At 33.9% G+C, this 12,303-nt stretch carries 15 protein-coding genes; 8 read left to right on the top strand and 7 right to left on the bottom strand.

Annotation, left to right across the window (positions count from 1 at the left end):
- The first annotated feature begins 55 nt into the window (after positions 1-55).
- Positions 56-1,018 (top strand): tubby C-terminal domain-like protein, encoded by a 963-nt coding sequence (locus F0362_RS16250; RefSeq protein WP_000955129.1) that lies wholly within the window; start codon positions 56-58, stop codon positions 1,016-1,018.
- A gap of 79 nt (positions 1,019-1,097) precedes the next feature.
- Here F0362_RS16250 and F0362_RS16245 read toward each other — a convergent pair whose 3' ends face one another.
- Both F0362_RS16245 and F0362_RS16240 read right to left on the bottom strand, forming a co-directional pair.
- Positions 1,098-1,298: a helix-turn-helix transcriptional regulator gene (locus F0362_RS16245; RefSeq protein ID WP_000896311.1), complete on the bottom strand. Its 201-nt coding sequence runs from the start codon at positions 1,296-1,298 to the stop codon at positions 1,098-1,100.
- On the bottom strand, positions 1,286-1,645 hold the full coding sequence (locus F0362_RS16240; protein WP_000859216.1) for a DUF3796 domain-containing protein: 360 nt from the start codon (positions 1,643-1,645) through the stop codon (positions 1,286-1,288). Before F0362_RS16240 ends, F0362_RS16245 begins: the two co-directional genes overlap by 13 nt.
- A gap of 180 nt (positions 1,646-1,825) precedes the next feature.
- Here F0362_RS16240 and F0362_RS16235 point away from each other — a divergent pair, with 180 nt between their 5' ends.
- The 5 genes from F0362_RS16235 to F0362_RS16215 all read left to right on the top strand — a co-directional run bounded on the left by F0362_RS16235 (position 1,826) and on the right by F0362_RS16215 (position 6,339).
- The gene (locus tag F0362_RS16235) at positions 1,826-2,020 is read left to right on the top strand and encodes a hypothetical protein (protein WP_000958861.1); all 195 of its coding nucleotides are present in this window, start codon (positions 1,826-1,828) and stop codon (positions 2,018-2,020) included.
- Positions 2,021-2,108: 88 nt separating this feature from the next.
- A complete protein-coding gene (locus F0362_RS16230) occupies positions 2,109-2,834 on the top strand; it encodes an ABC transporter ATP-binding protein (protein WP_000570205.1) in 726 nt (241 codons plus the stop codon).
- Entirely contained in the window at positions 2,827-4,485 is a 1,659-nt protein-coding gene (locus tag F0362_RS16225; RefSeq protein WP_000036865.1) for a putative ABC transporter permease subunit, read from the top strand. Before F0362_RS16230 ends, F0362_RS16225 begins: the two co-directional genes overlap by 8 nt.
- 56 nt (positions 4,486-4,541) lie before the next feature.
- Entirely contained in the window at positions 4,542-5,300 is a 759-nt protein-coding gene (locus F0362_RS16220) for an SDR family oxidoreductase (protein ID WP_000716978.1), read from the top strand.
- Positions 5,301-5,637: 337 nt separating this feature from the next.
- Positions 5,638-6,339, top strand: coding sequence for a hypothetical protein (locus F0362_RS16215; RefSeq protein WP_000782529.1), 702 nt, complete (start codon positions 5,638-5,640; stop codon positions 6,337-6,339).
- A gap of 67 nt (positions 6,340-6,406) precedes the next feature.
- Here F0362_RS16215 and F0362_RS16210 read toward each other — a convergent pair whose 3' ends face one another.
- Together F0362_RS16210 and F0362_RS16205 are read right to left on the bottom strand one after the other, a co-directional pair.
- Positions 6,407-7,342, bottom strand: coding sequence for a hypothetical protein (locus tag F0362_RS16210; RefSeq protein ID WP_000790516.1), 936 nt, complete (start codon positions 7,340-7,342; stop codon positions 6,407-6,409).
- 71 nt (positions 7,343-7,413) lie between these two features.
- Complete coding sequence (locus F0362_RS16205; protein ID WP_001056341.1) at positions 7,414-7,890, bottom strand: hypothetical protein; 477 nt, start codon at positions 7,888-7,890, stop codon at positions 7,414-7,416.
- A 507-nt stretch (positions 7,891-8,397) separates the two neighbouring features.
- Between F0362_RS16205 and F0362_RS16195 the strand changes: the two genes are divergently transcribed.
- Positions 8,398-9,450, top strand: a complete 1,053-nt coding sequence (locus tag F0362_RS16195; RefSeq protein WP_000151137.1) for a pyruvate kinase — start codon at positions 8,398-8,400, stop codon at positions 9,448-9,450.
- Positions 9,451-9,523: 73 nt separating this feature from the next.
- Here the strand turns inward: F0362_RS16195 and F0362_RS16190 are convergent, their stop codons facing one another.
- Both F0362_RS16190 and F0362_RS16185 read right to left on the bottom strand, forming a co-directional pair.
- The gene (locus F0362_RS16190) at positions 9,524-9,808 is read right to left on the bottom strand and encodes a DUF1292 domain-containing protein (protein WP_002039126.1); all 285 of its coding nucleotides are present in this window, start codon (positions 9,806-9,808) and stop codon (positions 9,524-9,526) included.
- Between the two features lie 157 nt (positions 9,809-9,965).
- Positions 9,966-10,664 (bottom strand): NAD(P)H-dependent oxidoreductase, encoded by a 699-nt coding sequence (locus F0362_RS16185; RefSeq protein ID WP_073990651.1) that lies wholly within the window; start codon positions 10,662-10,664, stop codon positions 9,966-9,968.
- A gap of 110 nt (positions 10,665-10,774) precedes the next feature.
- On the opposite strand from F0362_RS16185, the gene F0362_RS16180 reads away from it, so the two are divergent.
- The gene (locus F0362_RS16180) at positions 10,775-11,155 is read left to right on the top strand and encodes a winged helix-turn-helix transcriptional regulator (protein ID WP_000340657.1); all 381 of its coding nucleotides are present in this window, start codon (positions 10,775-10,777) and stop codon (positions 11,153-11,155) included.
- A 253-nt stretch (positions 11,156-11,408) separates the two neighbouring features.
- Here the strand turns inward: F0362_RS16180 and F0362_RS16175 are convergent, their stop codons facing one another.
- Entirely contained in the window at positions 11,409-12,002 is a 594-nt protein-coding gene (locus F0362_RS16175; protein WP_000914493.1) for a hypothetical protein, read from the bottom strand.
- Between the last annotated feature and the right edge of the window lie 301 nt (positions 12,003-12,303).

Genomic DNA, 12,303 nt, shown 5'->3' with positions numbered 1-12,303 from the left:
TCAGAGTAATGCGATGTCATGTATGATTAGTGTAACAACTAGAGGTGAATAAAGGATGTTAACGTTTTTATTTGAGTTAGACAAAAGTCTCCCGCAGAAGGATGAGTCACGGTATGATGCTTATTCAAAGGGCTTTATCGAAGGAGATGTAACGATTTGCGCGAGTGAAAGAGTACTTTTTCAAAAGTCATGCATGAAGGTTGCAGAGCTCGGCATTTATTTAGGACAGTGGATGGAACAAGTTCAATACGGGCAGAACGTACATATGAATTATGAAACGGCTGACCGTGATGAGATAATTCTTGGTTTTTCCTATGAAGAGGAAAATCAGTGGAGAATTTATTCCAGTTGGCAACAATTTGAACTTCAGGAACGTATATCTACTACAGCATTAATAGAGAGCGTTGGGCGTTGTTTATATGAGCTAAATAAGGAACTGCGTGCGATAGAATATCCTGTGACGTTTGATCAGTACTTAAGAGGAGAGCGAATGATGCAGCTTTCTTACAAACGACCGTGTGATAGTAAAGCGGATACAATATCAATAGAAGTTTATAATGAAAGCAAACAAGTAGGCGTAGTACGGGGCTACTATAAAAATACGTTGATGAGAGTACTAGACTTCATTCCAAAAATCGGTAGTAATATCATTTATGAAATAAAGGATAGTAAGGATAATATTCGCGTCATTGCAAAGGATGTAAGTAGGCAGCGCCAAAGAAAGATTTTAGTAACGTACAAAGATAATAATGATGCAGAGCATGAAATACTTGTATGTGACGGAAAGTTATTAGACGCAAATTTCTTATTTACCTTTACATATAAGAGAGAAGAATATGTTGTTCACAAAACTTCAATTGGGCTTGGAAAGTTATTACGAAAGGGCTATGTAATCGCAGATTGGAATATTCGTCTTGAGGAAGATATGTATTACATCGAGATGAATGTGTATGATGATGATTATAAAGAGGATCAATACTTACTGTTAGGCGTATTTCATGCAGTTTTATATGGATAATCAATGAGAAATACCGTCATTCTTTTTGGAAAGAATGATGGTATTTTTTTATGTGATTCTGGTGACAGGATGCCTTTAATCAATCCTCAAAAATAAAAATCTCATCAATCGTACTATGTAGTGCCTTCGCTATATCGTGAGCAAGTTGTAAGGAAGGGTTGTACTTTCCTTTTTCAAGATGGCTAATTGTTTCACGGCGTACACCAACGCTCTTTGCTAAATCTTCTTGTGTCATATTCGATTTGGCGCGGTATTCTTTTATTTTCGTTACGAACGCCATGGTGCATCTTCCATTTCATCAACTGGTTTATCGTAAAAGAACATAGAGAAACCGAACGTAAGAATGAGTGTAGCGAAAATAACAGCAATATCAATCTCTTGTAAAGCAGGGTTTGGAAATAACATTTCAATAAACATAATGATAGCGGTAGTTAGTAATGTAACGATAAATGCATTGCGGCACGACTTATTGACAATTTGTTCAAACAGTTCATCGTGTTGAACCGTTCTATACGATGTGAAGAAGGAGAAGAAACAGAACATAGTAAACAATCCTTTTTCATAAAAAAATCCGAGAAAACCGAAGAAACCGAGGAATCCTAAATATTTAATCCAAGTTGTTTTCATAAATACATCCTCCTTATTATGTTAGAAATAAATCACATTATATTATAAATATATCACGTGTAGAGATGTATGGTTATAATAGTTTTCCAATTCTTTTCATAATAATAGTAAAAAGAGGAAATATACTGCGTAATAAAGAGGATAATATTGTAAAATGATTGTAAGGAGGGGGAGGAAGGAATGCTAACTTGGATCATGATTGTTGTATTACTTGTAGTGATTACTGTAATTGCGACGGTGTTAATCGGGAGAAATGGTGATGCGAATTATAGTAAAGCGACAAAAGGAAATATTAAACGTCTTACGATGATTTATATTATATTAGCCGTCGTTTTAATTGTTGGATTAGGGGTGTACATTTATTTTAAAGGTTAAATAAACTGAAAAATGTAAAAATCTTAAAATAGAAGTATGCTATAATATCAATATAGTTATTTGGTAATTAAGGAAAGGATTGGATGTAATGATTGAAATTACGAATGTGTCAAAAAGTTATAATGGGTCTACCTATGCAGTAAAAGATTTAAGTTTATCTGTGCCTAGCGGAGAAATCTTTGGGTTTTTAGGACCGAATGGTGCTGGTAAATCAACGACAATTAAGATGATTACTGGTATTCATGGGGTGGACAAAGGGACTATTACGATTAACGGCAAAAATATTATGGAAGAGCCGATGGAAGCGAAGAAGACGTTTGGTTATGTTCCAGATAGCCCAGATATGTTTTTACGATTAAAGGGAATTGAATATTTGAATTTTATGGCAGATATGTATGAAGTGCCGAAAGAAGTACGCCAAGAACGAATAGAGTCTTTAGCGAAGAAATTTGACCTTTATAATGCTTTATCTGATCAAATTCAAAGTTATTCACACGGTATGAGACAAAAGATTGTTATTATTGGTGTGCTCGTGCATGAGCCAGATGTATGGATTTTAGATGAACCGTTAACAGGGCTTGATCCGAAATCTGCCTATATTTTAAAAGAAATGATGAGAGAGCATGCGGATAAAGGAAAGATTGTATTTTTCTCTACACACGTATTAGAAGTCGCGGAAAAAATATGTGACCGGGTTGCTATTATTAATAAGGGGAATTTGCAGTTTAAAGGAAATTTAAATGAAATGAGAGATCATTTTAAATCCAATGAATCACTTGAAAAAATGTTCTTGGAGATGACGGGCAATGAGTAAAATTTGGACGTTAACGAAAGTATTATTGAAATTAAATTATGCAGATTTCATAACAGATAAGAAGAAGCGATGGGCATATGTATTTTCATTTGCAGCTATTTTATTTGTTGGTTTTTTAATATTTGGTTCGATGACGCACGGAATGTATGAAGGTATGAAACAATTAGGGCAAGACCCAGGAATGATTATCGCAATGGGACTTGCGATTGCGAGTATATGGGTATTTTTAATGAGTATTACGAACATTTTAACTGTATTTTACTACAGCAATGATATTGAAATGTTACTGCCGTTACCATTAAAACCAGCGCAAATTATTTCGGCAAAATTTTTAACGGTATTAATTACACAATACGTAATGAGTTCATTCATTTTATTACCAATCTTCATTACGTACGGTTTAAAAAGTGGCGCATTTATTACATATTACATATATATGATTTTTATTTACTTACTTTTCCCGATCGTTCCGTTAGTATTAGCTTCGTTACTGATGACAGTAATCATGAGGTATACAAATATAGCAAAAAATAAAGATCGAGGAAATATATTTATTGGAATCGTAAGTATACTATTTATTGTAGGAATTAACGTATTTATGCAGTGGAGAAATAAAAGTGCGTTTTCTGGAGATGGGGCTGCGGAATATCTTGTAAATAATCAATCTTCTCTTATAGTACAAATGACAAATTATTTTCCAACTACATATTTTGGAGCAGTGGCATTAGTAGAAAGTGCAAATTGGAAGGGACCTTTATATGTAATGATCTTTGCCCTTATTTCATTTGTCTTCTTTGTGTTGTTTTATTACATTGCAGAGCGTACATATTTAAAAGGGGTTATTGGACTTTCAACGAGTACAGCAAAAAAAGAGGTCATTTCAGCAGAAGGTTTACAGAAATCAACCGTACAAAGTTCACATTTGAAAGCGTATGTGAAAAAAGAATTTAAAACGTTATTCCGTACACCACAATTTTTCTTAAATTGTATCGTACAAACTTTCGTTATGCCGATTATGTTGTTCTTTATTTTATTTGTACAAGATGGGAATTTAAAGTTTATTACAGAGTATATTAACAATCCAGAGACAACGGGGTTTGCAATCGGTGTTGGTCTTTGTGCATCGTTATTTTTGATGGGTAGTAACGTCATTGCAACGACGTCATTTTCACGTGATGGAAACTCATGGTTTGTGAATCGATATTTACCAGTAAAAGCTTCGGATATCTTTTTTGCGAAAGCGATCACTGCTTGGTTAATTAATGTGATTATTTTAGCAGTATTTGGTATTACGATGGCAGTTGTAGCTGGAATTTCTCCAGTCTTCATGATACTGTGGTTTTTACTAAGTGCGAACGGGTTGTTATTAATTAATTTAATTGGAACACGCTGGGACGCACAAACTGCAGATATTCATTGGGATACAGAGCAGAAATTATTTAAAAGTCGATATACAACTTTGTGGAATTTTTTAGCTAATATTTTAATAGCTTTAATTATTGTAGCCGGAGTAAGTGTATTATACTTCTTCCTTCAAGTCGGACTTTGGGTTATGTTTATCGTTTTATTTGCAATGTTTACGATTGTAAATTATATCTTTATTAAAATTTTAAAATTAGGTGCAGAACGTATATTGTCAAATATTAATTAAGAAGGTAGATCCTCTGTATTCGTGCAGGGGATTTATCCATAGATGGGGGAGAAAAGGTGAAGAAAATAGCAATTGTAACAGGGGCAACTCGTCTGAATGGAATTGGTGCAGCTGTATGCAAGGTGCTTGCTCAAAAAGGGATAGACATTTTTTTCACATACTGGTCTCAGTATGATAAAGCGATGCCATGGGGAATGAATGATCAAGAGCCCTTTTTGTTGAAGAAGGAGATTGAAAGTTACGGTGTTCGATGTGAAATGGCAGAAATCAATTTATCACAGTCTTATTCACCAAATCGTTTGTTTTATATGGTATCAGAACGATTAGGTGATCCATCTATTTTAATTAATAATGCAGCGTATGCTACTCATACGAGAATTGAGGAATTAAATGTAGAACAGTTAGATAAACATTATACAGTGAATGTTCGGGCAACTATGTTATTAAGTTCATTATTTATAAAACATTATGCATACAAGAAGAGTGGAAGTATTATTAATCTTACTTCAGGGCAGTCATTAGATCCAATGCCAGATGAACTAGCATATGTGGCAACGAAGGGGGCAATTGAAGCATTTACAAAATCAGTAGCACCAGTTGCGATGGAGAAGGGGATTACCGTTAATGCCGTTGATCCAGGACCGACGAATACGGGGTGGATTACAGAGGAATTAGAACATTATTTAGTATGGAAATTCCCGCAAGGTAGAGTTGGAGAATCATTGGATGCTGCGCGCCTAATATCTTTTTTAGTAAGTGAAGAAGCGAAGTGGATTACTGGGCAAGTCATTCATTCGAATGGTGGTTTCTCATAAAAATATTATGTTAACAATAGTTGAGAAACAAAAAAATTAAGATATTTATATTTTTTTGTATAAATAAAATGTCAAGAAAGAGAAAAATTTGATAGGAGAGTATATCGTCATATGAGGATAGTAATTCTTGATGTGACAATATACTCTTTTTCTTTTACAGCAGAGAGGAAAAATGAAGTAGAAGAAACTCGAATATTCAAATCGGTTTATCAGTTTTTGTACGTATTATTATGAAGATTACTGTCGGAAAGATGGTGATTCGTATGAAAAGGGATTTTTTAAGGGGAAATAGAATCGTAAAGGGGAGGATAAATTAAGTAAACATAGGGGGATTTATATGAAAATGAAAAAGGTCGCTATCGCATCGATAACAATTGGTACAATGCTTACTATGGCAGCTTGTAGTCCATCAGCAGATAAAGAGGCAGAAAAGAAAGAGCAAGTAACAGCACAAAATGAAGGAGAAACAAAAACGACAAGTACAGATGAAGCGTCAAAAACAACGAAAGATACTGAAAAAGAAACAAATACTTCTTCAAATGAAAAAACAGATAAGGATGCAAAAAATACAAAAGAATCATCTGGAACAGAAAATAACGGCAAAACGACAAAAGAAAAAGAAACGACAGGAAAAACGAATGAGCAAACTACAAGTGGCAAAGCAACCGATCAAACTACTAGCGGGAAAACGACAGACCAAACGACAAGTGGAAAGACTACTAAAGATCCGAAGAAAAGTGTAGCTGTGAAAACAAATGTAAAAGAAGTTGTGGCATTAATTGAAAGCTTAGACAAGCAATTAGCTGCTAACCCTAAATTAGAAACAGTAAATAAACTTGGAAAACAAATTAATGAGAAGTGGGATGTCATTGAAAAAGAGTTGGAAGCATCACATCCGACGGATTCTAAAACAATCGGTCAAAGTATGTATCCGTTAATTGTAGGCGCGGAAAAAGAAAAGATCGATATTACGAAAATGAAGTCGTTAACGTCGAAAACGAAAAAAGATTTAAATCAGTTATTGACGAAGTTATCGTAGTATGAAAAAGCCTACTTGTGTGAGTAGGCTTTTTACGTTGTTGTAATTGTATAAAGTGGGAACATATTTATTTTTTATTTTCAATTACGATACGAAATGAACCGTATGCTTGTTGACTGACATAATGATCTTCACTAACTTTATAAGGAAATGGGAATGCGACTAGTTGAAAATTACTTTCCTGTTCCACTGTAGGTAGTGTGAAAGTAAAAGTTTGTCTCGTTTCTGGTGCCACTGTAGTATAAGCGACGTTTTTATTATGGAATAATTCAACTTGTTCCCAATCTTTAAAGGCCACGATTGCATAAGCTATTTCATCTTTTGTTTCATTTCCGTTCGATAAAGTTAATGTTTCACCTTCCTTTTCAGAAAATACCGTTTGTAATTTCTCTTCATTGCTCGTAACAAATAATGGCTCATAAAGACCATCTTTTAAAATAGTATGTGGCTGTATAGGGGTAAACTTTAATGTTTCACTTTCTTTATGAGGATGATGTATTGAATATCGCATACTTAAAATCTCTTCTAGTATAGACGCTTTATGTAAGTCATTATCTTTTAACTTATATTCAGGTTTTTTAATAATTAAAAAGGCTAATTCGCTTGCGTTAGGAGAAGTGTGTAAAGAGATTTTCGTAGTAATCGAACTATTTGGTTTCATATCGAAAGAGTAGTGTGATAGTTCATTTACAGTATTTTCTATTTTGAAAGGTTTTTGTACGTAATCTTCTAGAACAATTAATCCATACTTTCGGTCTTCGTCAATATTATGTATAAAGGATAACGATACGTTAATTGTATTATTCTCACTAGTAATTTCACTACCGTTGTTAATATGTTGGCCTTGATTATCCTTCAAGCCGTATGAAATAGTATTGGTTTGTTTCTCTCTCTTATTTTCTTTGGAAGGTGTATAAGGTTGTATAATTGAAGCATGGAACAAAACATACATTGTAAAGAAAGAAATAAGTAAAAAACCGATAATGATATATATATTTTTCATAAATAACACCTCAATATATTTAAAATATAAGAGAAAAAAGATATGCAAGATGCATATCTTTTTTCTCTTTCTTACCAGGAAGCTTTTGTTTCGTGATTCACATCATTATAACCATTTAATTTATAGGTATGATTACCAATAGCGTAATCATCTCCATAATAAACGCTTGTGTTGGTCGCTGTAGCACTTACATAAGATGATTTTTTTGCATTATTACTTTTCGTATTCACTAATGAGCCATCGCCATTGAAAGTCCTTGCTTTTGCATAAATATAGTCTTCGGTCGTAGTTGATTTCGATTTAGCAACTGCATATGGGTTACCAAAAAAGGGAGTATAGACGCTAATGTTAGAATCATTCTTAGGTGCAGCTGCAACAGTCAAACTAGAAACATTGGATGTTTTTGCTGATTGAATTGTATCAAAGTCAACTAAAACAGGCTGCTTGTCTGCAGCACCCACCTCTGAGGCACTTGCGTTATTAGTAAAACCAAAACCTAAAACCGCTAACCCTAAAGTTGTCACCGCTAAAGATTTTTTCATATTCACTAATTTTCCCACCTTTTTTAATTTTTGAGTTCGAACTCAACTCATACAATATACGAAAAATTCGAAACTCTCAACAACCTATCCGATACTTAACTTTTCTTTTACTTTTGATTTAACATATCTTCATTTTAATAATTTGAATATAGCTTTAACTGCTTAGCGAACATGGAAATAGGGTTACCAATATGAAATTCATGTAAATGTAGATTTACACTTATAGAAGAGCACATGAATGAAAAGTAGGGTGGTAATGAAAGAGAGTTAGAAGAATGTAATACAAAACAATCGGATTATGTATTCATTAATTGTAGCGGCGGAAAAAGAAAAGATAGTAAAGGAGAGTATTAACGGTAAAAACGAAACACGGTATAAATCAATCATGTACGAAGCAATTCTACGTTTGTATGTAGGATTACTTCGTTTGTAAAGTTTAAAGCTGTTATTGTATTCCCTATGTTATTTTTAAATTTTTGTGGGAAACCTATCTGAAAAAGGATGGTGGCAAGAATGACAATTGATCGAGTATGTACAATAGGACCAGCAAGTAATAATAAAGAAACGTTAGTGCAGTTAATAAAGAATGGTATGAAAATTGTTCGGCTAAATTTATCACATGGCACGCATGAAAGTCATAAAGACATCATTCGTTTAGTGAAATCTTTAGATGATTCTATTAAAATTTTAGGTGATGTGCAAGGTCCTAAAATAAGATTAGGTGAAATGAAGGAAGATCAAATTACACTTAAGGCCGGGGATTCTTTTCTTTTACATACGCAACCAGTCATAGGGAGTAATACAGAAGCAAGTGTGGATTATGTAGGTATTGCGAATGATGTGAAAGTAGACAGTAGAATTTTGATTAATGATGGAGAGGTTGAATTAATTGTTGAAAAGGTAAGTAAGGAAAAAATAGAAACAAAGATCAAAACAGGTGGTAATATCTCATCTCATAAGGGGGTGAATTTACCAGGTGCGACAGTTAGTTTACCGGCTATTACAGAGAAAGATAAAAAAGACATTCAATTTCTTTTAGAAGAGGATGTTAATTTTATTGCGTGTTCTTTCGTACGAAAACCTAGTCATATAAAGGAAATACGAAATTTTATACAAGAGCATAAAGAAACGTCCCCAAGTTTAATTGCAAAAATAGAAACGATGGAAGCAATCGAGAATTTTCAAGATATATGTAAAGAAGCAGATGGAATTATGATTGCAAGGGGGGATTTAGGAGTGGAATTGCCGTATCAAATTATTCCGCTTTTACAAAAAATGATGATTCGTGAATGTAATCGAACGAATATATATGTTATTACAGCAACACAAATGCTTCAATCTATGGTAGATCATTCTATTCCTACAAGGGCAGAGGTCACCGATGTTTTTCAAGCTGTACTAGACGGGACGAATGCAGTGATGCTTTCTGCTGAAAGTGCATCAGGAGAGCATCCAATCGAAAGTGTGAGAACACTACGTCTCGTTTCGGAATTTGCGGAGCAAGTTAAAAAAGATGGTCCTTTTGCGATGAAAGATGTACTGGAATGGCTGCATAAGTCTCTTTAATACATGTAGCTTGGTAAGTGATGAATAAAAAAAAGAGGGCGGATATGCATCCCCCTCGAGTTTTTAACGAATATTACTCTTGCTCTTCTTGCTCATCCAAAATCTTATCAAAAGCAGCCGATACTTTGTCAAACTCTTCGTCATTTTCGATGTATGAAAACTCATTATCTTCTTCTACTTTTAAAAAGAAGATATCAATGTCTTCCTCAGTTTCTGTTTGAATGTCTTCTACGAAGGCAACTGCAATATATTCTGCACCTTCGACATCCATCGCTCCAAGTACTTCTACTTCCTGATCCTCATTATTCTCATCACTAAGAGTAAACACTTCGCCAACTTCAATATCAGACATATTCATTCTCCTCCTGTTCGACTCTAAAAATAGAGTACTCAAACTGTATACATACTAACATATCTTTCCATGAAAAAACAAATTCATACGTAAGAAAACAACTGATTCTTCTTTAGTATGAGTATACAGCTATAAGGAGCATTATTTTTTGCGTGCTATGTTACTAAATCCATTCAACAATTATATCCGTAGTCTGTCTTGTTTTATCACGCTTTGGCTCTTCTTTACGGTAACCAAAGGCAACCATAACAGATACTTCAAAATTATCGTCTTTTACAATGCCTTCTTGACGAAGTAAAGAATCTACTTTCTCTTTATCAAATCCTTCTATTGGACAAGAGTCAATACCAATTTGAGCTGCACTCGTCATCATATTACCTAAAGCGATATAAGATTGTTTTGATGCCCAATCAAATACAGCACGGTCGGATTGTAATAAGTTAAAATCTGATTCCTGGAACTTTTTGAAGAATTCATATCTAATTTTTTGAGTGTCTTCAGGCAATCCAATAATATCGTTCATCATATATTTAATATAATCTGCATCATAATGCATATCTTTAATGTTTCTTGAAAGAACAATAACAAAGTGACTAGCTGTTGCAAGTTGCCCACCAGCACCCCATGAATATGGTTGTAGTTTTTCTCTTACTTCTTTATTTTGTACGATAACAAATTTCCAAGGTTCATATCCAAAAGAAGAAGGAGATAATCTGCCTGTTTCTAAAATGAAATTAAAATCCTCTTCTGAAATTTTTTGCATAGGATCGAACGCTTTACATGCATGTCTGAAATGAAAAGCCTCCATAATTTTTTCTTTTGTAATTTCTTTTATATTTGTCATAAAAGTTCCTCTTTTCATTAATTTATTTTGTAACCAAATTATATTTTTAAAGTAACATAGAAACAAGTACGCACATTTATGTGGTATAGTATCAAAAAAGATACTAATGTTAAGGGAAGGGATTTATTATGGATTGTTCAAACGAAAATAATATAAATTACCCATTTTTAAATAAATATTCTTGTCCAGTGGAAGCGATGGTTGAGGTCATTGGAGGGAAATGGAAAGGGGTTATTTTGTATCATTTATTAGATGGTACAAAGAGGTTTAATGAATTAAAAAGATTAAAACCTAATATCACACAAAGAATGTTAACACTGCAGCTTAGAGAACTTGAAGCAGATGGCATCATACATCGCGAAGTGTACCGCGAAGTACCTCCAAAAGTAGAATATTCGTTAACTGAGCTTGGTGAATCACTTCGTCCAATGATTCTATTAATGATGGAATGGGCAACTCATAATATGGAGAAAGTTTTGGAAAGTAGAAATACACAAAATAAAAGTTAAGAGTTGAAATGGATATAGGAGAGATATGTGAAATAGTTGTAGAAATAAAAGGTGTTTCCATATGTGGAAACACCTTTTATCCCGCATTAACGGGCAGTAAGACCCCCCACCTCAAAATTCAGTGGAAGCAAAGAAGTTAGGTGGGGATCGGGCTGCCCGTAAAAGCCCGATTGGTGAAGGCTAATAATCAGTGGGGGATCAACAAACCCCCCACTGATTAAAGTTTCACTTTATTTCTATGTTTTTTACTTTTTTACTTTTTAACTTCAACTGCTGAAGTTAAAAAGTCACTCAAGTTTGCAGTTTTACCATACCAATCAGCGTGTCTAAAAACAACACCTTTTCCATATCCTTCAGTTGAAGTACGTTCCCATAGCGTTGTTGAATAGCTAGCAGTAGGAGCTGCTGTACGTACAGAAACAATTTGATTTTGCCAACTAGGAGACAAGTTTTTATAACCGCTACTTAGAGAAAAATACTCGCTACCTGTACGTTTATAGAAGTCTGTACTACCAGGTCCGCTCCCTCCAACACCAAGGGGAGTGATTGTATGATTCAACCTTTGTTTATCTTTTTCAATAAAAGACTCTAAACTTTCTTTGTTCGAAAATCCATAAGATAACCAGTCTCCATTTTGATTTTGTTTCGGTAGAACTAAAGTTATTTTTACGTCTTCCTTTGATGGAGCACCCAATTTGTGAAACGAATCTACAGCCTTTTCATCCACAGTTACATATTCGAAAGAGGCAATCGTATAATCCTTTTCGGTACTAGCTAATACTGATCCCAATCCTACAGTTAATGATGAAGCAGCTAACATTGCACCTACTACCAACTTTTTAAGCATGAATTCATCTCCTTTAAACTTAGATTTTTTTGTGTAACTAAAATGTATGTTAATTTGAGTTTATTGTAAATATTTAGAATTTTATAAAAATAAATCGGAATATTCTTTCATTAATCCAAAGTAAGGAATTCGCTTTTCTATTAAAAAAGGATCTACTTAAAAAGTAAATCCTTTTTGGATATTAGCAATAAGGCTAGAGTGTGCTACTGATTTTGCTCTTTGCCGATTCACCTCAAAACTTTACTGAAGCAAAGGAGTTAGCGGGAGGCGTGCTACTTGTGAAAAAGACTTTGGTGTGTGC

Source organism: Bacillus sp. BS98 (genome assembly GCF_008432245.1).
Taxonomy (GTDB): Bacteria; Bacillota; Bacilli; order Bacillales; family Bacillaceae_G; genus Bacillus_A; species Bacillus_A toyonensis.
Note: the sequence above shows the minus strand (reverse complement) of the source record. Positions and strands in the feature narration are given on the sequence as shown.

Bases quoted from the DNA above. Each gene is read 5' to 3' on its own strand.
- F0362_RS16190 (WP_002039126.1), bottom strand. From the start codon at position 9,808: ATGAATATGTCTGATATTGAAGTTGGCGAAGTGTTTACTCTTAGTGAT.
- F0362_RS16185 (WP_073990651.1), bottom strand. From the start codon at position 10,664: ATGAAAAGAGGAACTTTTATGACAAATATAAAAGAAATTACAAAAGAA.
- F0362_RS16215 (WP_000782529.1), top strand. From the start codon at position 5,638: ATGAAAATGAAAAAGGTCGCTATCGCATCGATAACAATTGGTACAATG.
- F0362_RS16230 (WP_000570205.1), top strand. From the start codon at position 2,109: ATGATTGAAATTACGAATGTGTCAAAAAGTTATAATGGGTCTACCTAT.
- F0362_RS16175 (WP_000914493.1), bottom strand. From the start codon at position 12,002: ATGCTTAAAAAGTTGGTAGTAGGTGCAATGTTAGCTGCTTCATCATTA.
- F0362_RS16240 (WP_000859216.1), bottom strand. From the start codon at position 1,645: ATGAAAACAACTTGGATTAAATATTTAGGATTCCTCGGTTTCTTCGGT.
- F0362_RS16245 (WP_000896311.1), bottom strand. From the start codon at position 1,298: ATGGCGTTCGTAACGAAAATAAAAGAATACCGCGCCAAATCGAATATG.
- F0362_RS16235 (WP_000958861.1), top strand. From the start codon at position 1,826: ATGCTAACTTGGATCATGATTGTTGTATTACTTGTAGTGATTACTGTA.
- F0362_RS16225 (WP_000036865.1), top strand. From the start codon at position 2,827: ATGAGTAAAATTTGGACGTTAACGAAAGTATTATTGAAATTAAATTAT.
- F0362_RS16250 (WP_000955129.1), top strand. From the start codon at position 56: ATGTTAACGTTTTTATTTGAGTTAGACAAAAGTCTCCCGCAGAAGGAT.
- F0362_RS16210 (WP_000790516.1), bottom strand. From the start codon at position 7,342: ATGAAAAATATATATATCATTATCGGTTTTTTACTTATTTCTTTCTTT.
- F0362_RS16180 (WP_000340657.1), top strand. From the start codon at position 10,775: ATGGATTGTTCAAACGAAAATAATATAAATTACCCATTTTTAAATAAA.
- F0362_RS16195 (WP_000151137.1), top strand. From the start codon at position 8,398: ATGACAATTGATCGAGTATGTACAATAGGACCAGCAAGTAATAATAAA.